Origin of the sequence: Actinoplanes palleronii, from assembly GCF_016862315.1 — a bacterium.
Classification (GTDB): Bacteria; Actinomycetota; Actinomycetes; order Mycobacteriales; family Micromonosporaceae; genus Actinoplanes; species Actinoplanes palleronii.
Map to the genome: position 1 here is coordinate 1 of NZ_BOMS01000025.1, position 22,462 is coordinate 22,462.

General features: G+C 71.8%; 21 protein-coding genes. 4 read left to right on the top strand and 17 right to left on the bottom strand.

Annotated elements, in window-relative coordinates:
• Positions 1-62 precede the first annotated feature (62 nt).
• The 9 genes from Apa02nite_RS09405 to rimP form a co-directional block, all read right to left on the bottom strand.
• Entirely contained in the window at positions 63-1,376 is a 1,314-nt protein-coding gene (locus tag Apa02nite_RS09405; RefSeq protein ID WP_203824699.1) for an MATE family efflux transporter, read from the bottom strand.
• Between the two features lie 463 nt (positions 1,377-1,839).
• Positions 1,840-2,859, bottom strand: coding sequence for a DHH family phosphoesterase (locus Apa02nite_RS09410; protein WP_203824700.1), 1,020 nt, complete (start codon positions 2,857-2,859; stop codon positions 1,840-1,842).
• Positions 2,856-3,332, bottom strand: a complete 477-nt coding sequence (gene rbfA, locus Apa02nite_RS09415) for a 30S ribosome-binding factor RbfA (protein ID WP_203824701.1) — start codon at positions 3,330-3,332, stop codon at positions 2,856-2,858. Before rbfA ends, Apa02nite_RS09410 begins: the two co-directional genes overlap by 4 nt.
• Positions 3,333-3,445: 113 nt before the next feature.
• A complete protein-coding gene (locus Apa02nite_RS09420; protein ID WP_067689231.1) occupies positions 3,446-3,739 on the bottom strand; it encodes a DUF503 domain-containing protein in 294 nt (97 codons plus the stop codon).
• A gap of 34 nt (positions 3,740-3,773) precedes the next feature.
• Positions 3,774-4,799, bottom strand: a complete 1,026-nt coding sequence (locus tag Apa02nite_RS09425) for a TRM11 family SAM-dependent methyltransferase (protein ID WP_203824702.1) — start codon at positions 4,797-4,799, stop codon at positions 3,774-3,776.
• A 128-nt stretch (positions 4,800-4,927) separates the two neighbouring features.
• Positions 4,928-8,056 (bottom strand): translation initiation factor IF-2, encoded by a 3,129-nt coding sequence (gene infB, locus Apa02nite_RS09430; RefSeq protein WP_203824762.1) that lies wholly within the window; start codon positions 8,054-8,056, stop codon positions 4,928-4,930.
• A gap of 107 nt (positions 8,057-8,163) precedes the next feature.
• Complete coding sequence (locus tag Apa02nite_RS09435) at positions 8,164-8,550, bottom strand: YlxR family protein (protein WP_083971207.1); 387 nt, start codon at positions 8,548-8,550, stop codon at positions 8,164-8,166.
• Complete coding sequence (gene nusA / locus Apa02nite_RS09440) at positions 8,528-9,544, bottom strand: transcription termination factor NusA (RefSeq protein ID WP_067689219.1); 1,017 nt, start codon at positions 9,542-9,544, stop codon at positions 8,528-8,530. The genes Apa02nite_RS09435 and nusA overlap by 23 nt, the downstream gene beginning before the upstream one ends.
• A complete protein-coding gene (gene rimP / locus Apa02nite_RS09445) occupies positions 9,541-10,173 on the bottom strand; it encodes a ribosome maturation factor RimP (protein WP_203824703.1) in 633 nt (210 codons plus the stop codon). The genes nusA and rimP overlap by 4 nt, the downstream gene beginning before the upstream one ends.
• 195 nt (positions 10,174-10,368) lie before the next feature.
• On the opposite strand from rimP, the gene Apa02nite_RS09450 reads away from it, so the two are divergent.
• The 3 genes from Apa02nite_RS09450 to Apa02nite_RS09460 are packed head-to-tail and all read left to right on the top strand — an operon-like array spanning position 10,369 to position 12,015.
• Positions 10,369-10,833: a hypothetical protein gene (locus tag Apa02nite_RS09450; protein WP_239164217.1), complete on the top strand. Its 465-nt coding sequence runs from the start codon at positions 10,369-10,371 to the stop codon at positions 10,831-10,833.
• Positions 10,834-10,861: 28 nt separating this feature from the next.
• On the top strand, positions 10,862-11,290 hold the full coding sequence (locus tag Apa02nite_RS09455; protein ID WP_203824704.1) for a ferritin-like domain-containing protein: 429 nt from the start codon (positions 10,862-10,864) through the stop codon (positions 11,288-11,290).
• 17 nt (positions 11,291-11,307) lie between these two features.
• Positions 11,308-12,015, top strand: a complete 708-nt coding sequence (locus Apa02nite_RS09460; RefSeq protein WP_203824705.1) for a nucleotidyltransferase domain-containing protein — start codon at positions 11,308-11,310, stop codon at positions 12,013-12,015.
• 306 nt (positions 12,016-12,321) lie between these two features.
• Here the strand turns inward: Apa02nite_RS09460 and Apa02nite_RS09465 are convergent, their stop codons facing one another.
• Positions 12,322-13,017, bottom strand: a complete 696-nt coding sequence (locus Apa02nite_RS09465; RefSeq protein ID WP_203824706.1) for a VIT1/CCC1 transporter family protein — start codon at positions 13,015-13,017, stop codon at positions 12,322-12,324.
• Complete coding sequence (gene map / locus Apa02nite_RS09470) at positions 13,014-13,871, bottom strand: type I methionyl aminopeptidase (protein ID WP_203824707.1); 858 nt, start codon at positions 13,869-13,871, stop codon at positions 13,014-13,016. Before map ends, Apa02nite_RS09465 begins: the two co-directional genes overlap by 4 nt.
• A gap of 79 nt (positions 13,872-13,950) precedes the next feature.
• Between map and Apa02nite_RS09475 the strand changes: the two genes are divergently transcribed.
• Positions 13,951-14,283, top strand: a complete 333-nt coding sequence (locus Apa02nite_RS09475; protein WP_203824708.1) for an STAS domain-containing protein — start codon at positions 13,951-13,953, stop codon at positions 14,281-14,283.
• On the opposite strand, the gene Apa02nite_RS09480 is transcribed toward Apa02nite_RS09475, so the two are convergent.
• The 6 genes from Apa02nite_RS09480 to Apa02nite_RS09505 all read right to left on the bottom strand — a co-directional run bounded on the left by Apa02nite_RS09480 (position 14,252) and on the right by Apa02nite_RS09505 (position 22,324).
• A complete protein-coding gene (locus tag Apa02nite_RS09480; RefSeq protein WP_203824709.1) occupies positions 14,252-17,857 on the bottom strand; it encodes a SpoIIE family protein phosphatase in 3,606 nt (1,201 codons plus the stop codon). The two genes, Apa02nite_RS09475 and Apa02nite_RS09480, sit on opposite strands and share 32 nt — an antisense overlap.
• Positions 17,858-17,933: 76 nt before the next feature.
• Complete coding sequence (locus Apa02nite_RS09485) at positions 17,934-18,485, bottom strand: pyridoxamine 5'-phosphate oxidase family protein (protein ID WP_067689750.1); 552 nt, start codon at positions 18,483-18,485, stop codon at positions 17,934-17,936.
• Positions 18,486-18,533: 48 nt separating this feature from the next.
• Positions 18,534-19,310 (bottom strand): gamma-glutamyl-gamma-aminobutyrate hydrolase family protein, encoded by a 777-nt coding sequence (locus Apa02nite_RS09490; RefSeq protein ID WP_203824710.1) that lies wholly within the window; start codon positions 19,308-19,310, stop codon positions 18,534-18,536.
• Between the two features lie 16 nt (positions 19,311-19,326).
• Positions 19,327-20,019, bottom strand: coding sequence for a gamma-glutamyl-gamma-aminobutyrate hydrolase family protein (locus tag Apa02nite_RS09495; protein ID WP_067689193.1), 693 nt, complete (start codon positions 20,017-20,019; stop codon positions 19,327-19,329).
• A gap of 178 nt (positions 20,020-20,197) precedes the next feature.
• The gene (locus Apa02nite_RS09500; RefSeq protein ID WP_067689189.1) at positions 20,198-20,962 is read right to left on the bottom strand and encodes a 3-oxoacyl-ACP reductase; all 765 of its coding nucleotides are present in this window, start codon (positions 20,960-20,962) and stop codon (positions 20,198-20,200) included.
• Entirely contained in the window at positions 20,963-22,324 is a 1,362-nt protein-coding gene (locus tag Apa02nite_RS09505) for an aldehyde dehydrogenase family protein (protein ID WP_203824711.1), read from the bottom strand. It abuts the gene before it with no gap.
• Positions 22,325-22,462 lie beyond the last annotated feature (138 nt).

Below are 22,462 nucleotides of genomic sequence, written 5' to 3' on the forward strand. Positions count from 1 at the left end.
GGGGTGCCTCACGGGCCGTGAGGCACCCCTGAGCACCAGCCGGGACCGCACGCGGCCCACGCTCAGCGGGTGGCGCCGACCACCACCCATCGCGGGGAGCGCCAGCGGGTGACCGTCGCGACCAGGCGGACCATGACGAACAACGCCAGGCCGGCCCACACCCCGCCCAGGCCGAGGTCGAACGCGTACGCCAGCCAGATCATCGGCAGGAAGCCGCACAGCGCGCCGAGGATCGTGGTGGTCCGCAGATAGGCGATGTCGCCGGCGCCGATCAGCACCCCGTCCAGCGCGTAGACCACCCCGGCGAACGGCAGCAGCCCGACGAACCACGGCCAGATCACCGCGGTCTGCTCGCGCACCGACGGGTCACCGGTGAACCAGCCCGGGATCACCGAGGCGCCGGCCGCCACCAGCGCCGCGAAGACCACCGCGGCCGCACCGCCGGCGATCGTCACCCGGCGGGCGACGTCCTTGGCCTGGTCCACGTCACCGGCCCCGAGCGCCGCGCCGACCAGCGACTGCGCGGCGATCGCCACCGCGTCCAGCACCAGCGCGGCGAAGAACCACAACTGCAGCGCGATCTGGTGCGCGCCGACCGCGGCGACGCCGAAGCGGGACGCGACTGCGGTCGCGGAGAGGAAGCAGGCCTGGAACGCGGCGCCCCGGATCAGCAGGTCGCGGCCGAGCACCACCTGCTGCAGGATCACCGACGGCACCGGGCGCAACTGCCGGGTCTCACGGATCAGCGACCACAGGAAGAGCGCGCCACCGATCGACTGCGCGGTCACGTTCGCGATCGCCGAGCCGGTCAGGCCCAGCCCGGCCGGGTAGACCAGCACCGGGCAGAGGACCGCGGAGAAGACGTTCGCGCCGAGCACGATGATCAGCGGGCGGCGGGTGTTCTGCACGCCGCGCATCCAGCCGTTGCCGGCCGCGGCGAGCATCAGCCCGGGCGCGCCGAGGACGGCGATCCGCAGCCAGCCGGCCGCGGCGTCGGCGGTCTCCGGGTTCCCGGCCAGCGCGTGCGCGACCGGGCCGGCGAAGACCGTGCCGAGCACGACGAGCAGCAGGCCGAGGCCGAGCGCCAGCCAGGACGCCTGGACACCCTCGGCGACGGCGGCCGGGCGGTCACCCGCGCCGAAGCGGCGGGCGGCGCGTCCGGTCGTCCCGTACGCCATCAGCGTCCCGAACCAGACGGCGACCGACATCACCGTGCCACCGACGGCGACCGCGGCCAGCGGGACCGGGCCGAGGTGGCCGACCACCGCGGTGTCCACCAGGACGTAGAGCGGTTCGGCGGCGAGCACCACGAGCGCCGGCAGGGCGAGCTTGGCGATCTGCCTGGTGCTGGCGGAGGACTGGACGGACAGGCTCATGGTGTCCCATGATGCCCGCCCAGCGGTAAGGGTTACAAGCCCAGTTGAGGCCTTACAACCTACTGACGCGTGTCCAGTGAGGTCTGCAGCGCGCGACGCGCCTGCTCACGGGCGGCGTCGTCGGTGGGCTGCGGCTTCGGCTTGGCGGCCATGAGAGTGGTTCCTTCCAAAGTTTGGGTGGGGCGCACCGCGCAGCGGGCGCCCGGGAGCGGTCGAGCAGAGCGTCACGAGAGGCCGGTCCGGGATCGCCGGACGCCTGGCGGAGGTGACGCGCCCGGGGCGGTGGACCCGGGTGGGCTCGCGGTCTCGCGGTGGCGGAGGTGTCAGCCGCACGAAACCAAATCACCGTTCAGCACTCAAACTAACGTTCAGTCAGCCCCGCGCAGGGTGGGATCCCGGGATCCGGGAAGAAAAGAAGGGGGCCACCCCTTCGGGCGACCCCCTATGAGCTGTTGAAACAGCGTCAGGTCAGATAATCGTCAAGAAGCCGACGCACAGTGGCCACCACGTCACCCGCAGCACCGTGACCGGTGAAGCCGGCCGCCAGGCGGTGACCCCCGCCACCCTGCGAGATGGCCAGGCGGCTCACGTCGACAGCGCCCTTGCTGCGCAGCGACACCGCCCACTGCCCGTCGGCGATCTCCTTGACCAGCACCGTCACGTCCGCCTCGGCGACCGAGCGGACCGGGTCGATCAGGGTGTCCAGCACATAGGGCGGCTGCGCGTGCCGGGCCAGGTCGGCCAGCGTGGCATACGTCCAGACCAGACCGAGCCCGCCGGCCGCGGCCGGATCCAGCACCGCCCGGCCGAGCACCTCACCGGCCAGTTTCATCGCGCCGAACGGCTTGGTGTCGAAGATCCGCCGGGAGATGTCACCGGGCCGCAGCCCGGTGGCGATCAGCCGGGCGGCCAGCTCGTGCACCGCCACCGTGGTCATGTCGAACTTGAACGAGCCGGTGTCGGTCGCCAGCGCGACGTAGAAGCACTCGGCGATCGCCGCGTCCAGCGGCACACCGAGCCGGGTGATCAGCTGCTCGGCGAGCACCGAGGTGGCCGCGGCGTGCGGGTCCACCAGCCGGATCGTGCCGAACCCGGTGTTCGACGCGTGGTGGTCGACGACCACGCTGACCGGCGCGGCCTCGACCAGGGCCGCGAGGCCACCGAGCCGTGACTCACTGGCCACGTCGAAGACCAGGACCAGGGCGGGCTCCGGAAAGCTGTCCGCTTCCGGCACCAGCAGCTCGAGGCCCGGCATCTCGGCGTACGGATCGGGCACCCGGAAGTCGCCCGGAAACGTCGCCCGGACCCGCGAATACCCGAGCCGTCGCAGCCCCAGCCCGAAACCGAGCATGCTGCCGAGCGCGTCCCCGTCCGGGCTCACGTGGCAGATCAGCTGGATCTCGGCGTCACCGCCGAGCGCGCGGACCGCCGCGACGGCGGCGTCCCACTGCTCGGCGGCAGGCCCGCTGGACGACTCGGTCACCCGATTTCCTTGCGGGCACCGACCCGCTCGGACTCATCCTCGTCGTCGTCGACCTCGTCCTCGTCGCTCTTGTACGGGTCCGGCTCGCCGGCGTACTCCTTGCCGGCCGCGAGCCGCTCGATCTCCTCGTCGCGGTGCTTCGCCGCGGCCAGCAGATCGTCGATCTCCTTGACGTTGTCGAGCACGTTGTCGAGCTTGAACGCCAGGCTCGGTGAGTGCCGCAGCTTGAGCGCGTGACCGACCCGGGTGCGCAGCATCCCCTTGGCGCTCTCCAGCGCCGCCGCGGTGCCGGCCTGCTCGACCACGTCACCCAGGACGGTATAGAAAACGGTCGCCTCACGGAGGTCACCGGTGATCCGGGCGTCCGTGATCGTCACCATGCCGAGGCGGGGATCCTTGATCTCCCGCACCAGCGAAGCCACCAGCTCACGGATACGCTCCGCGTGCCGACGCGTCTTGGCCGGATCCGACATCTCGCCCACCTCCGACTGTGTAACCCGCGGGTTTCATGACCCCGCCCAACTGGTGAAGCGTACCCAGGCGACATTGCCTGGCCACTACCTGGTTTTGCCCATGACGGGCGTACTCAGTCGTCGTCGCCGTAGAGGCGACGCCTGACCGAGAGCAATTCGATCTCCGGGCGACCGGCCATCTGGTTCTCGCAGGTGTCGATCACCGCGCGCGCCTGCGCGGGATCGGGCGCGACGATGGCCACCCCGACCTGCGCCCGGCCGTGCAAGTCGTGGAAACCGACCTCGGCGACGCTCACCTCGAACTTCTTCAGCATCGCGATGATCGGGCGGAGGTACGAACGTTTCTGCTTCAAGGACCGGGAGTCGCCGGGCAGGAGCAGGTCGAAGACTGCAGTCTCGGTATACATCAGCGAGACAGGCTACGCCCCGGCCCGCCGCTGGTCAGCTCGTTTTCCGGGCCACCACCACGTCACGCTCGATGCCCTGGTCGACGCGGTGCGCCAGCGGCGCGTGCTCGACGAGTTCCAGACCGGCCGCCAGCAGGATGTCCTCGGCGAGCTCCCGCCGGGCGACCTTGGTGTTCCAGGACAGCCCGATCGCGCCGCCCGGGCGCAGCAGCGGCAGCCACTCCGGCACGGCCCGCTCCAGCAGGTCCAGCGGGCGCCGGGAGATCCCGCCGTTGTCGTCGTAGGAGCCGTGCGCCACCCCGTACGGCAGGTCGGTCACCAGCACGTCCGCGAAGTTGCCGCGGATCAGCCCGTCCAGCTGGGTGGTGTCGGCCTCCAGCACCGTCAGCTTCTGCACCGCGCCGGCCTTGTGGTCGTCCTTGCTGGCGGCCATGGTGACCTCCAGCCGGCGGGCGGCCCGGCGACCCTGGCGGCGCATCGGCACCAGCTCGGCGGTGTGCTTGAGCCGCTTGCGCTTCAGCCACGTCTGCAGGAACAGCTTGTACGCCTCGACGTCCTTGCCGTCGATCTCCACGCCCACCGCGTCGTAGCCGTACATCAGCGCCTGGTTGAGCGTGGTGCCGCGGCCGCAGAGCGGGTCGAGCACGGTGAGGTGACCGTCGAGCATCTTCTCCGCCGAGGCCGAGGCGAGCAGGGTCAGGTTCAGCACGAGCTTGGTGAACTGCTCGTTGGTCTTCCCGGCGTACTTCGGGATGGTGATCAGGTCGCTGTCGTACTGCGCCAGCGCGGTCATCGTGACCGGGCGCAGCAGGTCGCCGTCGAGCAGCTCGAACAGGGCGTAGGCCGACGACAGGTTGCTCAGGTAGGCGACGTCCCGCGCGCTCAGGGCGGCGGTGAACGTCACGTACTCCACCCCGCCGATCACAGCCAGCCCGATCTCGTCCAGCTCGCCGGAGAGCACCGGCGCGAACGCGGCCAGCTCCGCCTGGGACATGCGGGACGCCTGGTCGGCGTAGACACGGTTGGCGGACGGAGCGAGCAACATGGCGTAGCGGGACATGCCGCACATCCTCCCAGCCCCGGCCGCGCCGCCCCAAATCCGGGGCTCGGGGGTGACGCTCACGGCGTACCGGAAAAGAAGCGGCCCCGACGCCGAAGCGCCGGGGCCACCAGAAACTCAGCGGGGCATTACGCCCGCGGCTTCTCCCGCATCTCCCAGGTCTCGATCACGTCGCCGATCTGCGGCGTGCCGAAGCCCTGCAGCGTCAGACCACACTCGAAGCCCTCGCGGACCTCGGTCGCGTCGTCCTTGAACCGCTTGAGCGAGCTGATCGTGACGTTGTCCGCCACCACGGTGCCTTCCCGGAGGATGCGCGCCTTGGTGTTGCGACGGAGCAGGCCCGACCGGACGATACAGCCGGCGATGAGGCCGATCTTGGACGAGCGGAAGACCTCGCGGATCTCCGCGGTGCCCAGCTCGACCTCCTCGTACTCCGGCTTGAGCAGGCCCTTGAGCGCCGCCTCGATCTCCTCGATGGCCTGGTAGATCACGCTGTAGTAGCGGATCTCCACGCTGGCGCGGTCGGCCATTTCCTTGACCTTGCTGGAGGCCCGGACGTTGAAGCCGATGATCGTCGCGGTCTGCTCGGACGAGGCCGACGCCAGGTTGACGTCGCTCTCGGTGATCGCACCGACACCGCGGTGGATGACCTTGAGCTGGATCTCGTCCGGGATCTCGATCTTGAACAGCGCGTCTTCGAGAGCCTCGACCGAACCCGAGCTGTCGCCCTTGATGACCAGCGTGAGCGAGGTCTTCTCGCCCTCCTTCAGCTGGGCCATGAGCGTCTCGAGAGTGGCCTTGGCACCCGAGTTGGCGAACGAGGCCGCACGACGGCGAGCCTGCCGCTGCTCGGCGATCTGCCGGACCGTGCGGTCGTCCGCAGCCGCCAGGAACGTGTCGCCGGCGCTGGGCACCGACGTCAGACCCAGGACCAGCACGGGACGGGCCGGACCGGCCTCGGCGACGTTGTTGCCGTTCTCGTCGAGCATGGCGCGGACGCGACCGTGCGCGCCACCCGCCACGATCGAGTCGCCGGCCCGCAGCGTGCCCTTCTGGACCAGGACGGTCGCGACCGCACCGCGGCCCTTGTCGAGGTGCGCCTCGACCGCGACACCCTGCGCCGGCCCGTCGATCGGAGCGGTGAGCTCCAGCGACGCGTCGGCGGTCAGCAGGATCGCCTCGAGCAGCTCGTCGATGCCGATACCCGGCTTCGCGGCCACGTTCACGAACATCGTGTCGCCGCCGTACTCCTCGGCGAGCAGGCCGTAGTCCGTCAGCTGCTGCCGGACCTTGTCCGGGTTGGCGTCCGGCTTGTCGACCTTGTTGACCGCGACCACGATCGGCACACCGGCCGCCTTGGCGTGGTTCAACGCCTCGACCGTCTGCGGCATGACGCCGTCGTCGGCCGCGACCACGAGGATCACGATGTCGGTCACCTGGGCACCACGAGCACGCATGGCGGTGAACGCCTCGTGACCCGGGGTGTCGATGAAGGTGATCGCGCGCTCTTCGCCCTGGTGGGGGACGACGACCTGGTAGGCACCGATGTGCTGGGTGATGCCACCCGCTTCGCCGGCGACCACGTTGGTCTTGCGGATCGCGTCGAGCAGCTTCGTCTTACCGTGGTCGACGTGACCCATGACGGTCACCACCGGCGGACGAATGACCAGACGGTCCTCGGCCACCTCGGCGTCGAGGTCGATGTTGAACCGCGACAGGAGCTCACGGTCCTCGTCCTCGGGGCTGACGATCTGGAGCTCGAAGCCGAGGTGCTCGGCGAGGAGGCCCAGGGTGTCGTCGGAGCACGACTGCGTCGCCGTGACCATCTCACCCAGGTTGAACATCTCCTGGACGAGCGAGCCCGGGTTGGCGTTGATCTTGTCGGCGAAGTCGGAGAGCGACGCGCCGCGGGAGAGCCGGATCTCCTGGCCCTGACCACGCGGAGCGCCGGAGCTCATCTGCGGGGCGGACAGGTTGTCAAACTCTTGACGACGCTGCTTCTTCGACTTCCGGCCACGGGTCGGCCGGCCACCGGGACGCCCGAAGGCACCCGCCGCACCGCCACCGCGACCACGGCCACCGGCGCCACCGGGACGACCCGGAGCACCCGAGCTGGCCGGACCACCGGTACCGCCGCCGGGGCCACCACGGTAGCCACCGCCACCGCCGGCACCGCCGCCACCACCGGGACGGAAACCGCCACCGCCACCGCCACCGGGACGGAAACCGCCACCGGCACCGGCACCGGGACCACCCGGACGGAAGCCACCGCCACCGCCACCGGGACCGCCACGACCCGCACCGGGACCACCGGGACGGCCAGCGCCGCCACCGGGACCACCGCGACCGGCACCACCGGGACCGGCGGGCCGCTGCGAGGGCATGGACGCCGGGCTGGGCCGAGGCGGCATCGAGGCCGGGCTCGGGCGCGGCGGCATGCCGGGCTGGTTGGGACGCGGCATCTGAGACGGCGACGGCCGCTGCGCGGCACCGCCGGAGACACCGAACGGGTTGTTACCCGGACCACGAGCCGGGGGACGCGGAGCGCCACCGGCCGGACCCGGACGGGGACCACCCTGGCCGGGCTGGTTGCCACCGGTGCGGCCGGCGGCCGGGGAACCCGGACGCGGAGCCATGCCACCGGGGCCGCCAGGACCGCCCGGACGCGGGCCACGCGGGCCGGCGTCGGTGGGGTTCTGCGGGCTGGGGCGACGCTCGGCATCCCGGGTGCGGGCTGCCGACGCGGCCTGGGCCGCCTTGACGGAGGCCTCCTGCTCGGCCTTCAGCGCCGAGGCGCGCGCCTCGGCGGCCGCCACCTCGATGTCGTGCGCGCTGGCCGGCTTGGCGACCGGGCCGGGCGTCGGGCCCGGACGGCCGGGCATGGCCGGCTTCGGCCGCACGAACGGACCGGGCGCCGGAGCGGCCGGGGACGTCGGAGCGGCAGACGTGCCCGGAGCGGGCGGCGGGCCGGGACGGCGCGGCGGACCGGGCCGGGCGCCGGACGGGCCGGGACGCGGAGCCCCGGACGGAGTGGCGACGCCACCGGACGAGGCGGAGTCGGACGCCGCAGCGGCCGGAGCCGCCGGAGCGTTGCCGCCGGCCTCGAGGGCGCCACGGAGCCGGCGAGCCACGGGGGCCTCGACGGTGCTCGATGCGGATTTAACGAACTCGCCCATGTCTTTCAATGTGGCGAGCACGGTCTTGCTGTCGACCCCGAGCTCTTTGGCGAGCTCGTGAACGCGGGCCTTGCCTGGCACTGCACTCCTCATCTCGAGGTCGTGCGAGCAGTACCCGCACTGACCTCACTCGTGCACTAGAAGCCTGGTCATTTCAGGGACTTCATCGAGTGCTCATCTGGGTCGTCCTACCTTGCTGGGACGTGACGGGGCTTTGACGCCTCGTCATCGGTGGTTCCGGACGGCACGGAGACCGTTCGGATGTGCTCGGCAAGCAATCCGGCGTCAGCAACACCGGTGAGACGCAACGCACGCCCGAAGGCGCGACGGCGCTCCGCCTGCGCGAAGCAGGCCGGATCGGGATGCACATGTGCTCCCCGGCCCGGCAGTCGGCGGTTTGGATCTGGCAGAAGCCTGAGGTCTCCCTCGGATCCTGCCGCGACGAACCGGAGTAATGAAGCGGCCGGTGCGCGGTTGCGGCAGCCGACGCAGGTTCGCGTCGGTCCGACCGAGGAGAAGTCTACCCCTCGATCGCGGCGACCGCGTATCCGGTCAGTTCCCCGCCTCGGCCGCATGACGGTCCGCGCTCGGAGCGGGTTCGTTGTCCGGCCGGATGTCGATGCGCCAACCGGTGAGCCGGGCGGCGAGCCGGGCGTTCTGACCTTCCCGTCCGATCGCCAGCGACAGCTGGAAATCTGGCACGGTCACCCGGGCCGTCCGGGTGGCCAGATCGACCACGTCGACCCGCAGCGCCTTGGCCGGCGACAGCGCGTTGCCGACGAACTGGGCCGGGTCGTCCGACCAGTCGATGATGTCGATCTTCTCGCCGTGCAGCTCGCTCATCACCGCGCGGACCCGCTGGCCCATCGGGCCGATGCAGGCGCCCTTGGCGTTCACGCCCTGGACCGTCGACTTCACCGCGATCTTCGTACGGTGACCTGACTCACGCGCGATCGCGGCGATCTCCACGGTCCCGTCGGCGATCTCCGGCACCTCGAGCGCGAACAGCTTCTTGACCAGCGCCGGGTGCGAGCGGGACAGGGTGATCTGCGGACCGCGGAACCCCTTGGCCACGTGCACCACGATGCAGCGCAGCCGGGAACCGTGCTCGTACGACTCGCCCGGGACCTGCTCGGACTGCGGCAGCACCGCCTCGACCTTGCCCAGGTCGACGATCACGATGCCCTTCTCGGCACGCGCGGCGTCGGCCTGCACCACACCGGTGATCAGATCACCGTCGCGGCCCGCGTACTCACCGAAGTGCTGCTCGTCGGTCGCCTCGCGGAGCCGCTGCAGGATGACCTGCTTGGCGGTCATCGCGGCGATCCGGCCGAAGTCGTGCGGGGTGTCGTCCCACTCGCGGACCAGCGTGCCGTCCGCGTCCAGCTCCTGCGCCAGCACCGAGGCGACGCCGGTCTTGCGGTTGATCTCCACCCGGGCGTGACTCTCCGGCCCGTCGGTGTGGCGGTACGCGGTGAGCAGCGCGGTCTCGATAGCCGAGATGATCGTCTCGAACGGGATCTCCCGCTCGCGCTCCAGGGCGCGCAGCGCCGCGAGGTCGATGTTCACTCCTCGCCCTCCCCTTCGTCTTCTATTTCGTCGGCTTCTTCGTCGGTGTCGTCTTCGTCGCCGAAATCGGCTTCGTCCAAGCGCTTGAACTCGATCTGGACCTTGCCCGAACCGAGGTCGGCCCAGGCCACCTCGCGCTCGGCGCCGTCCACGTCCAGCGTCACGCCGGTGTCGTCGGTGCGCAGCACCCGGCCGGTCAGGCCGTTCACCGCGACCAGGCGGCCGGTGTTCCGGCGCCAGTGCCGCGGCTCGGTCAGCGGCCGGTCCACACCGGGTGAGCCGACCTCCAGCTGATATTCCCCGGCCAGCAGCTCGCCGCCGGATTCGTCCGCGGCGTCCAGCACGGCAGAGATCTCCCGTGAGACGATCGCCACGTCGTCCAGACCGACCCCGCCGTCCGTGTCCACCAGCACCCGGACCACGAACCGGCGGCCGGCCCGGGTCAGGGTCAGGTCCTCCAGGTCGTACCCCGCCGCGGTGACCACCGGCTCGACCAGCGCGCGCAACTTGGCGCGGGCGGCGGTCAGGTCGATGCGCGGGGCGACCGGAGTGCTCCGGGTCTCCTGCTGGCCTCGCCTGCCATCCTGGCGACCACCGGGCCGGGCCCCGGCGCGACCACGCTGCGTCATCGGGCTCGACCTCTCACTAGTTATTACGCTGCCACGACTATATGCCGCCGGGCAGTTCGTGGCCCCGCGGCTGACGCAGAGCGTAACGTGCCGGCCCTCCGGAGCTGGCGTCGCCGCTGGAGAATCACCTGTTCCGCAGGTCAACGGCCCCGGACATCATCCTCCAAGGTGATGGTGTTGACTGGCTCGGTGCGGATGAGCGATTCAGGACACACCCGCCGCCGGGTGCTGGGTGCGAGCGGCGCCCTGGCCGGCCTGGTCACCCTGAGCGGTTGCGGCCTCTTCGACGACGATCCGGAGCCCGCCCCGGCCCCGGACGCGCTGCAGCCGCTGCTGGACGAGGCGCTGACGCTGGCCGCGGCACACACCCGGGTGGCGCTGGCCCAGCCCGCCCTGGCCGCGAAACTCACCCCCCTCGCCGAGGCGCACCGGGCGCACGCCGTGGAGCTGGCCCGGGTGATCGGCACCACCCTGCCGTCCGGTGGCGCGGCCCCCTCGGCCGCCACCACCGGCGCCGACACCGCGGCCGCGCTGCGCAAGTCCGAGCAGGCCGCGCAGAAGACCGCGGCCGCCGCCTGCCGCAGCGCTCCGGCCGAGCGGGCCGCGCTGGTCGGATCGATAGCGGCCGCTCGCGCCTCGCACGCGGAGGCGCTGCGCTAGTTTCCCGGACTGCGCTAGTTTCTCGAACGTGAAAGAGCAACTGGCCGGCGCGCTCGCCGCCGAGGAGGCGGCCATCTGGGCGTACGGGCTGATCGGTGTCCACCTGCGCGAGGGCTCCGAGCAGAACCAGGCCCGGGCCGCCGAGGACGAGCACCGGGTCCGCCGCGACGACCTGGTCGACCGGCTCGCTCGCCTGCAGGCGAGCACCGCGCCCACCCCGGCCGGCTACGAGCTGCCGTTCCCGGTCGAGGACCGGGCCTCGGCGCTGAAACTCGCCGTCCAGATCGAGGACGGGGTGGGTCAGGCCTGGCGGGTGGTGCTGCCGGTGACCGAGAACGCCGACCGGACCGAGGCGCTGTCCGCGCTGACCGACGCCGCGGTGCGCGCGACCAAGTGGCGGAAGCTCGCCAAGATCACCCCGCTGACCCTGATCTTTCCCGGTCGCCCGACCGCCTGAGGGCCGAGAATGGGACGGTGATCGACGGGATCGACGCCTCCTCGCCGCGTGCCGCGCTCGCCGTCCGGCTCTCGGACGCCGTCCGGTCCCGCTGGCCGGCCGACGTGCACGCCGTCGGGATCCGCGGCTCGCTCGCGCACGGTGACGACTCGGAGACCAGCGACGTCAACCTGGTCGTGCTCACCCTCCGCCCGCGGACCGGCCCGAAGTCGAGCCTGCGCAAGGTCGACGGCGTCCCGGTCGAGCTCGAGGTGCTGACCGCCGACGAGGCGCTGGCACAGGCCCGGCAGCTCACCCCGCGCTGGCCGCTGCTCGCCGACCGGTACATGACCGTCTATCCGCTGCACGATCCGACCGGCTGCTTCAAGGAGCACCGCGAGGCACACCAGGACCTGCTCGCCGAGGCCCGCCCGGCCGAGTTCACCCAGCTGGCCCGGCACAACTGGGCGATCGCGAACGGCGCCCGCCAGCGAGCGATCCGCCTGGCCCAGTGGCACGACACCGACGCCGCGCTCGTGATGATCGCCCAGGCCCGGGTCAACGCCGCCCTGGTCACCGGATTCCTCACCCGCACCTGGTTCCGCAACGCCGTGGACGCGGTGAAGCACACCGGCGTCGCCGCCGCCGACATGCAGGAGCTCGGCGCCATCCTCCGCTACCAGGCCGAGGAGCTGGCCGCTCGCGGCCGCCCGATCGACGGCACGCTCGGCGCCCTCTTCGACTGACCGCTGTCCGCTTCCGGTCAACCCACGATCAACCCCATGTGGTACGAGTACGGAGCGGCCCGCCGCAGGCTACGAGCCACGCCCCGGGCCGGTCTCGCGCCAGACCCGCTCACCCCCGGACCGCAGCGCGCCTCCCGGTTCCCCGGCTGGTCCTCAGGGGTGTCTCAACGGCGTTGAGACACCCCTGAGAGCCAGCCAACCCCCGCAAGGCGCGTCACGGCCCGGACCGGCCGCGGCCTCGCGCGAGGCCTCACGGGCGGGACGTGGCTCGTAGCCTGCGGACGTGCGCTCCGTGTCCGTACCACATCAGGTGTTGACGCCGATCAGGGTGCCGATGGCGAAGGTGGCGCCGGCGGCCAGGGCGCCGAGGACCAGCTGCCGGAGGCCGCCCAGCCACCAGGGGCGGGCGGTGAGACGGGAGATCAGCGCGCCCACGGCGAACAGGCCCAGGCCGCCGGCCGACAGCGCCACCCACAGGTTGTCGTAGCCGAGGATCAGGGTGAGCAGCGGGATCATCGCGCCCACCGCGAAGCAGACGAACGACGACGACGCCGCGGTCCACGGGCTGGGCAGCTCGTCCGGCACCACGCCCAGCTCCTCCTGGGCGTGCACCCGCAACGCCTGCTCCGGGTGGACCTTGAGCACCTCGGCGACCTGACGGGCCAGCTCGGGTGGCAGGCCACGGGCGGTCCACACCTCGACCAGCTCGTCCGCCTCGCCCTCCGGGTTGACCCGCAGCTCGTGGAGTTCCTTGTCGAGCTCCGCGGCGATCTGCTCGTTCTGGGTGCGGACGCTGGTCCACTCGCCGATGCCCATCGAGATCGCGCCGGCGACCAGGCCGGCCACCCCGGTCAGCACCAGCAGGTGCCGGTCGGTGCTGGCGCCGCCCACGCCGGCGATCAGCGCGATGTTGGTGACCAGGCCGTCCATCGCGCCGAACGTGGCAGCGCGCAGCCAGCCGCCGGAGACGTCGGCGTGGTGGTGCTCGGCGACCGCGGTCACGGCAGGGTCAGGATCTCGGACCCCTCCTCGGTCACCACCAGGGTGTGCTCGAACTGGGCGGTCCACTTGCGGTCCTTGGTGACCACCGTCCAGTTGTCCTTCCAGACGTCGTACTCATACGTGCCGAGGGTGATCATCGGCTCGATGGTGAACGTCATGCCCGGCTCCATCACGGTTTCCAGACGCGGGTTGTCGTAGTGCGGGATGTAGAGGCCGGAGTGGAACGTCTCGCCGATGCCGTGGCCGGTGAAGTCGCGGACCACTCCGTAGCCGAACCGGCGGGCGTACGCCTCGATCACCCGCCCGATCGCGTTGATCGGCCGGCCCGGCGCGACCGCGCGGATGCCGCGCATCATCGCCTCGTGGGTCCGCTCGACCAGCAGCCGGGCCTCCTCGCTGACGTCGCCGACGCAGAACGTGGCGTCGGTGTCGCCGTGCACCCCGTTCAGATAGGCCGTGACGTCGACGTTGATGATGTCGCCGTCCTCGAGCACCGTGGTGTCCGGGATACCGTGGCAGATCACCTCGTTCAGCGAGGTGCAGCAGGACTTCGGGAAGCCCTTGTAGCCCAGGGTCGACGGGTACGCCCCGTGGTCCAGGATGAACTCGTGCACCACCCGGTCGATCTCGTCGGTGGTCACACCCGGCTTGCAGTGCTCACCGGCCAGCTGGGTGGCCTGCGCGGCGATCCGCCCGGCGATCCGCATCTTCTCGATCGTCTCGGGGGTCTGCACGTGGGAGCCGCGCCACTCCTTCGGGCGCTTCTTGCCGACGTACTCCGGGCGGACGATGGTGGCCGGGACCGATCGCTCACGCGACTGCTTACCCGGCACGAGAGGCGCACGTACGGTCATGCACACAGCCTATCCGCCGCCCGGGGCCTCGTTCGGTGGTGTCCTTGCCGCTCCCAGCACGCTGTGAAATCGTGTAATCGTGGATCAAGAGGGCGAGGACCCGACATTCTCGGCGACCGGCGTGGTCACCGGCGACCGGGTCACCGTGACCGTGACCGGTGAGGTGGACATGGCCACCGCGGACGCCCTCTTCCAGGCCGCCACCCCGGCCCGGATCACCGGCGCGACGATCGACCTGCGGGCCGTGTCGTTCTTCGACTCGGCCGCCATCCACACCCTGGTCCGGCTCGCCGAGGTCTACCCGGGGACGTTCGAGGTGTTCCCGTCCGACCGGGTCCGCCGGGTGCTGGACATCTCCGGCCTCGGTGAGCAGCCCTGGCTCAGGCCGGCGCAGACAGATCAGCCCGGCTGATCGGCCTTCGCAAGGTCACCGCGGTGCCCTCCGCGGAGCGGTGCACGGACAGCTCGGTCAGCGCGCCGATCAGCGCCAGCCCGCGCCCGCGGAAGCCGGCGTCGGTGGCCGGCCGCCACCGCCCGGTGTCCCGGACGATCACGATGATCGCGTCCGGCTCCACCGACGCCTCCACGACGATCACCGGTTCGGCCGGGTCGATCGGGTGCTCGATCGCGTTCGCCGCGGCCTCGGAGACCGCCACGATCAGGTCGAACAGGTCCGCCTCCGGGACCGCGTGCGCGGTCAGGAAGTCCTCCAGCCGCTTGCGGACCACGCTGAGCCGGGTCGGGTCGGAGGGCAGCCGCATGACGAACTCACGGGGCTCGGTCGCCTCCAGCGCGATCATCGCGATGTCGTCCCGCCTCTCCTGTCGGGTGGCCTTGGCCAGTAGTGCGTCCAGCAGATCTTCGACGTGCTCGGTGGGCGCCGCCGCGTCCGTGGTCAGCTCGGCCAGGCCGGCGTCGATGCCCTGCCTGCGGTCCTCGACCAGCCCGTCGGTGTAGAGCAGCAGCCGGTCGCCCGGAGTGAGCTGCGCCGTCCTGGTCGGGTAGGTCACGTGGCCGAGCGCGCCGATCGGCGGGCCGAGCGCGCTGGTGTAGACGAACACGCCCGGCTCGCCGCGAGTGATCCGGATCGGCGGCGGGTGGCCGGCCGAGGAGTACCGGATCACCCCGGTCCGTGGATCGAACCGTACACAGAGCACTGTCGCGAACTGCCGCCGGCCGAGCGTGTCCACCAGGCGGTTGAGGCGGCTCAGGGCCGCTCCGCAATCAAAACCTTCGAGTACGTACGCCCGGAGCGCGTTGCGCAGCTGGCCCATCGCGGCGGCGGCCTGCACGCCCTTGCCGACCACGTCGCCGATGACCAGGAAGAGCCCGCCGTCCGGGGCGGCGATCACGTCGTACCAGTCGCCGCCGACCCGGGCCTCGCTGCTGCCCGCGACGTACCGGCTGGCCACCACGGCGCCGGGGACCCGGGGCAGGGACTGCGGGAGCAGGCTGTGCTGCAGGGTGCTGGCGATCCGGTGTTCGCTCTCGTAGAGCCGGGCGTTGGCCAGCCGCAACCCGATCAGCCGGGCCAGCTGGGTGAGCACCATCGGCTCGACCGGCCCGTCCGGCCCGGACCAGACCCGCAGCTCACCGAGGGACACCCCGGCGGTGTCCGGCAGGGGCAGCACCAGGTCCGGTTCATCACCCACCTCGGCGCCGGCGTCCCGTTCGGCGTGCGCGTCCGGGCCGGCGGCCAGCACCACCCGGCCGGCCGAGGTCATCGCCAGCGCGTGCCGGGCGGCCAGGTCGAGCACCTCGGCGGTGCCGGCCACCGCGTTCAGCGCCACGGCCGCGTCGACGAGGCCGCGCAGCCGGTTGACCGTCTCCCGGCGCAGCTGGCCGAGTTCCAGGTTGGCCCGGACCCGCGCGGTCAGCTCCCGGGTGGAGAACGGTTTGACCAGGTAGTCGTCGGCGCCGGCGGCCAGGCCCTCGACCGCGGACTCCTCGCCGGCCCGGGCCGAGAGCACCACGATCGGCACGTCCCGGGTGCGCTGGTCGGCGCGGAGCGCGGCGATCAGCGCGAAGCCGTCCAGCCCGGGCATCATCACGTCCGTCAGCACCAGGTCGAACGGCCGTTCCCTGGCCAGCGCCAGGGCGGACTCGCCGTCCACCGCGCCGACCACCTCCCAGTACGGGCTGAGCAGCCGGGTCACGTGCTCGCGCAGGTCGGCGTTGTCGTCGGCGAGCAGGATCCGCCCACCGTGGCGGTCCGAAGCCGGCCGAGTCCCTGGTTCGTCCTCGTCGCCGCGGTCCGGCGCCGGGCGGGCCGCGGGTTCGCCGTCGCCGGCCCACCAGGCGGCCTCGTCGACCCAGAGGCGTGAGTCGGCGCCGGCCGTCACCGGGGCCGGGTCGTCGTCGATCCGCTCGGCCGGCAGGTGCGCGGCGCCGAACGGGATCCGGACCGTGAACTCGCTGCCGACGCCGAGCTCGCTGTGTACCTCGACCGACCCGCCGTGCAGCTCGGCCAGCTCGCGGACCAGTGCCAGCCCGATGCCGGTGCCCTCGTGGCTGCGCGACCAGGCGCCGGTGACCCGGTGGAACCGGTCGAACAGCAGGGGCTGCTCACTCGCCGGGATGCCGACACCGGTGTCCCGGACGCAGAGTTCGGCGTGGCTGCCGGTCACCCCGACACGGACGTCGACCCGTCCCTCGCGGGTGAACTTCACCGCGTTCGAGAGCAGGTTGAAGACGATCTTCTCCCACAGTTCGTGGTCCACGTGTACTCGTACGGGGGACGACGGCGTCTCGATCACCAGCTCCAGCCCGGCCCGGTCGGTGGCCGGCCGGAACGCGGTGGCCAGCCGCGCGGTGTGCCCGGCCAGATCGGTGGGCCGGTAGACCGCGCGCATCCGCCCGGACTCCAGCCGGGAGAAGTCCAGCACCGTGTTGACCAGCTTGAGCAGGCGCAAGCCGTTGCGGTGCACCGGGAGCAGCCGGTCGCGCAGCACGGGCGTGGTGTCCGGCGCGTCGAGCAGATCCTCCAGCGGCCCCAGGATCAGGGTCAGCGGGGTACGGAACTCGTGGCTGACGTTCGAGAAAAAGTCGATCTTGGACTGGTCCAGCGCGGCCAGCTCGGCGGCCCGGCGGCGCTCCTGCGCGTAGGCCCGGGCGGTGGCCACCGCCTGGGAGATCTGCGCCGCGGCCAGGTCGAGGAAGTCGCGGTAGTCGCCCTCCAGCCGCAGGAACCGGCTCACCCCGACGACCACCGCGCCGACCGTCTCCGCGCCGGCGCCGATCGGCAGCACCAGCGCCTCGTCGGCGGCCCCGGCGGCCGGCTCGGTCACCTCGGCGAGCGGCACCCGGCCCGGGCGACCGCTGGCGATCACCGCACGGATCGCCGGGTGCGCGCCCTGCCCGTCCAGCACCACGGCGGCGAACGGCACGTCGTTGGCGTTCTCGCCGAGCACCGCGGCGGCCTCGGCGGCCAGCGCGGCCGGGTCGGGCGAGCCGGCCAGGCGACGGCCCAGCGCGGAGAGGGTCCGCACCCGCCGCTCCCCCAGCACCCGGCCGGTGGTCTCGGCGACGATGCAGCTGATCCCGGTGATCGAGCCGTCCGCGCCCCGGATCGGGTCGTACGAGATGTCGAAGTACGTCTCCTCCAGGAAGCCGTACCGTTCCAGCATGAAGAGCAGGTCGCCGGCGTAGAACGCCTCGTCGGCGTCGTGCACCCGGCGGAACAGGTCGTGGATCATCTCCCAGGCCTCGGCCCACATCTCGGCGCCGGGACGGCCGAGGTGCTCCGGGTGCTTGCTGCCGGTCACCGGGATGTACCCGTCGTTGTAGAACACCGCGTGCTCGGGGCCCCAGAAGATGCAGATCTGCGCGCGGGAGGCGAGCGCCGTGATCACCGCACCGGCCAGCTCCGGCGGCCAGGTGGACGGGTCACCGGCCGGCGACGTGGACCAGTCCAGGGTGGCCATCCGGCGGCCCATCTCGCCGCCGCGCTCGAACGCGACGCGCAACCGGGCCGGCAGGGCACCCATCGAAGCCTCCGCGGGGGTTCGGTTGACCGGAAAGTCCGGCTCCCGACGCACGTTAACATCGGGTCGCCCGGCACGCTCAGCCGAAGATCGGCAACCCGTCGATGCTGGCGCCGTTCTTCACCCGACGGTACTCGGCGAGGGCCTCGTCGTCGCGGCGCTCGTGGGCGCGGATGAGCAGATCCCGATCGCCCTCGTACGCCATCAGCGGCACCGAGTATCCGCAGGAGTCACTGACCCGGTCGACCGCGACGTCGATGATCGACCGGCCGCCGTGGGTGTCCTCGGCCGCGCCGAACAGCGGCAGCATCGCGGCGTACTCCGGATCGGTGACCGGGATCGCCCGGCCGGCGCCGTGCAGCCGGACGATGTTCGGCGGGCCCTGGAAGGCGCAGAACATCAGCGTGATCCGGCCGTTCTCCCGCAGGTGCGCGATGGTCTCCGCGCCGCTGCCGTGGAAGTCGAGGTACGCCACCCGGTGCTCGCCGAGGATGGCGAACGTGCCGGTCATCCCCTTGGGTGAGACGTTGACCCGGCCGCCGTCGCCGGACGGCGCGGTCGCCACGAAGAACATCTGCTGGGCCGCGATGAAGTCCCGCAGCCGCCCGTTGATCCCCTCATGCACCTTCATGCCCGCCATGCTGCCCGGTGCGGCGCCGCCCGGCGACCCGGTATCCCGCTATACGGCCGCCGGGACCTCGCCCGGCACCGGCGCGACCCGGTCGGCCGGCCCGGCCCGGTTCACCAGCGCGGCCTGGACCAGCGCGGCGAAGACCCGCAGGTCGGTGGTGCGTTCCGGGTGCCACTGCACGCCCAGCGCGAAGCCCCGCCCGGGATGCTCGATGATCTCCACGACCCGGTCGTCCGGGCACCAGCCGGTGGCCACGAACTCACCCGGGTCGGCCACCGCCTGGTGGTGGAACGAGTTCACCGAGGTACGCCGGCCGAGCAGGTCGCAGGCCAGGCTGCCGGGGGTGGTCACCACGTCGTGCCGGCCGTAGTCGCCGGCGCTCGCGGCCAGCGGGTCGGTGCCGGCGTGGGCCCGGTGCCGGTCGTGGTTGATCAGGTCGGGCAGGTGCTGGTGCAGCGCGCCGCCGGTGGCCACCGCCATCACCTGCAGTCCGCGGCACACCCCGAGCACCGGCAGGTCGGCGGCGAGCGCGGCGCGCATCAGCATCAGCTCGGCCGCGTCGCGCACCGCGTCCACCTCGGTCTCCGGGTGCGGCACGGCGCCGTAGTGCGCCGGGTCGACGTCGCCGCCGCCGGTGAACACGATGCCGTCGAGGCACTCCAGCACGTCGGTGCCGGGGTCGTCCGGCGTGATCAGCAACGCCCGGCCGCCCGTCGCGTGCACCGCCTTGACGTAGGTCATCGGCAGCATGCCGGCCATCATGTCGTTGCGGCCGAACCGCACGTGCTGGGCGTACGAGGTGAGGCCGATCATCGGTCTGCGCATCAGGGTGGTGCCCTCCTCAGATCCGTTCCGCCGCCGCCCCCACCAGAGCTCCGAAGAGCCGCCGGTCCCGGCGCACCTCGGGGTGCCACTGCACGCCGAGCACGAACCGCCGCTCCGGGTCCTCGACCGCCTCGGGCAGGCCGTCCTCGGCCCGTCCGGTGACGGTCAGGGTCCCGGGATCGGAGACGCCCTGGTGGTGGAAGCAGTTGATGGTCACGTCCGCACCCATCAGTCCGGCGATCCGGCTGCCGGGGGTGAAGACGGCGTCATGGTCGCTGTAGACCCCGGGAGCGACCCGGTGCCGTTCGTGGCCGAGCACGTCCGGCAGGTGCTGGTGCAGGGTGCCGCCGGACGCCGCGACGAGCAGCTGCATGCCACGGCAGACGCCGAGGACCGGCAGGTCACGGTCCAGGGCGGCGCGCAGCAGCGGCATCTCGGCGGCGTCCCGGTCGGGATGGGTGACGGTGTGCGGGCCGGGTTCGGCGCCGTACAGCTCCGGGCCGATGTCCGGGCCGCCGGAGACCACCAGGCCGTCCAGCATCCGGAGCACGTCGGTGTCCAGGTCGTCCGGGGGCAGCAGCACCACCCGGCCGCCGGCCTCGGTGACCGCGGCGGTGTAGTCGTACGGGATCAGGGTGGTCGGGAGATCGCGCCACACGCCCCACGAGGCGGGCATCACATATGTCGTCATCCCGATGATCGGACGCATCGCACCACCGTAGTCACGCCGCGGCCGGATGCCCCGTACAGGCGCGCGGCGCCGGAGATCCGGCGCCGCGCCACGGGCCCCTTCCGACCTGCCTCAGACGGGGAGCAAGACCCGCCTGAACAGGGATTCGACCCCTGTACTGGGGATCTCGTGCCCGCACCGAGGGGTGCCTAAACGTTTACAGCGGAGTTACATACGCGCCGGTGATGCCGCCGTCGACGACGAACTGGGACGCGGTCATGAACGAGGCGTCGTCGCTGGCCAGGAACGCCACCGCGGCGGCGATCTCGGCCGGCTCGGCGAACCGGCCCATCGGCACGTGCACCAGCCGCCGGGCGGCCCGCTCCGGGTCCTTGGCGAACAGGTCCATCAGCAGCGGGGTGGCCACCGGGCCGGGGCAGAGCGCGTTGATCCGGATGCCCTCCCGGGCGAACTGCACGCCCAGCTCCCGGGTCATCGCCAGCACCCCGCCCTTGCTCGCGGTGTACGCGATCTGCGACGTCGCCGCGCCGAGCAGCGCCACGAACGAGGCGGTGTTGATGATCGAGCCCTTGCCCTGCCGCTGCATGTGCGGGATCGCGTACTTGCAGCAGAAGAAGACCGACGTGGTGTTGACCCGGAGCACGCGTTCCCACGCCTCGATGCCGGTGACCAGGATCGAGTCGTCGTCGGGCGGCGAGATGCCGGCGTTGTTGAACGCGATGTCCACCCGCCCGTGCCGCTCGGCGACCCCGTCGAAGAGCGCCTTGACCTGCTCCTCGTCGCTCACGTCGCAGGCCACGAACTCGCCGCCCACCTCCTCGGCGATGGCCTTGCCCGCATCCGCGGAGATGTCGACGCAGACCACGAAAGCGCCCTCGGCGGCGAACCGCCGGGCAGTCGCCAGCCCGATTCCACTGCCGGCGCCGGTGATCACGGCGACCCGGTCCTGAAGACGCTCCACTCAAGCTCCCATCGAAATGAACACGTTCTTGACATCGGTGAACGACAGCAGCGCGTCCGGACCCAGTTCGCGGCCGAGGCCGGACTGCTTCATCCCGCCGAACGGGGTCCAGTACCGCACCGACGAGTTGCTGTTGACACTCAGCGCGCCGGTCTCCACCGCACGGGAGACCCGCAGCGCCCGGCCCACGTCGCGGGTCCAGATCGAGCCGGAGAGGCCGTACTCGGAGTCGTTGGCGAGCCGGATCGCCTCGGCCTCGTCGCGGAACGGCAGCACGCTGACGACCGGGCCGAAGATCTCCTCGCGCCAGTGCCGGTCCTCCGTGGAGCCGGCCAGCAGCACCGTGGGCGGGAACCAGAAGCCGTCGCCGGTCGGGGCGTCACCCCGGAAAGCCACATCGGCCTCGGCGACAAACCCCGTCACCGTCTCCCGCTGACCGGAAGAGATCAGCGGGCCCATGTCCGACTTCTCGTCCGACGGGTCCAACACCCGGAATTTCGTGACGGAGGACTCGAACAGGGCGAGGAACTTGTCGTACACCGAAGCCTCGACCAGCAACCGCGAGCGGGCGCAGCAGTCCTGACCCGCGTTGTCGAAGACCGCGCCGGGCGCGGCCGCTGCCGCGGCCTCGAGGTCGGCGTCCGCGAAGACGATGTTGGCGCTCTTGCCGCCCAGCTCCAGCGTCACCCGCTTCACCTGGTCCGCACAGCCCGCCATGATCGACTTGCCCACCTCGGTGGAGCCGGTGAAGCAGACCTTGCGGACCGCCGGGTGGGTGACGAACCGCTGCCCCACCACGCTGCCCTTGCCCGGCAGCACCTGGAAGACGTGCTCCGGCAGGCCGGCCTCGAGGGCCAGCTCGCCGAGCCGGATCGCGGTCAGCGGGGTGAGTTCGGCCGGCTTGAGCACCACCGTGTTGCCGGCCGCCAGCGCCGGCACGAAACCCCAGCCGGCGATCGGCATCGGGAAGTTCCACGGCACGATGATCCCGACCACGCCGAGCGGCTCGTGGAACGTCACGTCGATGCCGCCGGCCACCGGGATCTGCCGGCCGGACAGCCGTTCCGGCGCGCCGGCGTAGTAGTTCAGCACGTCCCGGACGTTGCCCGCCTCCCAGCGCGCGTTGCCGATGGTGTGCCCGGCGTTGCGCACCTCCAGCTGTGCCAGCTCCTCCAGGTGGTCCTCGACCACCTGGGCGAAGCGTCGCAGCAGCCGCGCCCGGTCGCCGGGCGCGACCGCGCGCCAGGACGCGAAAGCTTGCTGGGCACGCTCGATCGCCGCGTCGGTCCCGGCCAGATCCAGCGACGGTACGGTCGTGAAGGCCGCACCCGTCGCCGGGTTGATCACCTCAGTAGTCCCCACGCCGAGATCCTTCCACGCGCCGTGTGAAGTTTCGGCGCCCAGCGCACCGAAACTTCACACACTCACCCCGCCCCCACCTTGCGTGTGAAGTTCAGGCGCGCAGCGCACCGAAACTTCACACGCTCGCCCCGCCCCCAC

What these genes read in the sequence shown, in the direction of transcription:
- Apa02nite_RS09405 (WP_203824699.1), bottom strand. Translation starts at nt 1,376, where the DNA reads ATGAGCCTGTCCGTCCAGTCCTCCGCCAGCACCAGGCAGATCGCCAAG.
- rbfA (WP_203824701.1), bottom strand. Translation starts at nt 3,332, where the DNA reads ATGTCGGATCCGGCCAAGACGCGTCGGCACGCGGAGCGTATCCGTGAG.
- Apa02nite_RS09420 (WP_067689231.1), bottom strand. Translation starts at nt 3,739, where the DNA reads ATGTATACCGAGACTGCAGTCTTCGACCTGCTCCTGCCCGGCGACTCC.
- Apa02nite_RS09425 (WP_203824702.1), bottom strand. Translation starts at nt 4,799, where the DNA reads ATGTCCCGCTACGCCATGTTGCTCGCTCCGTCCGCCAACCGTGTCTAC.
- Apa02nite_RS09435 (WP_083971207.1), bottom strand. Translation starts at nt 8,550, where the DNA reads ATGCGGCCGAGGCGGGGAACTGACCGGATACGCGGTCGCCGCGATCGA.
- rimP (WP_203824703.1), bottom strand. Translation starts at nt 10,173, where the DNA reads ATGACGCAGCGTGGTCGCGCCGGGGCCCGGCCCGGTGGTCGCCAGGAT.
- Apa02nite_RS09450 (WP_239164217.1), top strand. Translation starts at nt 10,369, where the DNA reads ATGAGCGATTCAGGACACACCCGCCGCCGGGTGCTGGGTGCGAGCGGC.
- map (WP_203824707.1), bottom strand. Translation starts at nt 13,871, where the DNA reads ATGACCGTACGTGCGCCTCTCGTGCCGGGTAAGCAGTCGCGTGAGCGA.
- Apa02nite_RS09480 (WP_203824709.1), bottom strand. Translation starts at nt 17,857, where the DNA reads ATGGGTGCCCTGCCGGCCCGGTTGCGCGTCGCGTTCGAGCGCGGCGGC.
- Apa02nite_RS09485 (WP_067689750.1), bottom strand. Translation starts at nt 18,485, where the DNA reads ATGAAGGTGCATGAGGGGATCAACGGGCGGCTGCGGGACTTCATCGCG.
- Apa02nite_RS09490 (WP_203824710.1), bottom strand. Translation starts at nt 19,310, where the DNA reads ATGCGCAGACCGATGATCGGCCTCACCTCGTACGCCCAGCACGTGCGG.
- Apa02nite_RS09495 (WP_067689193.1), bottom strand. Translation starts at nt 20,019, where the DNA reads ATGCGTCCGATCATCGGGATGACGACATATGTGATGCCCGCCTCGTGG.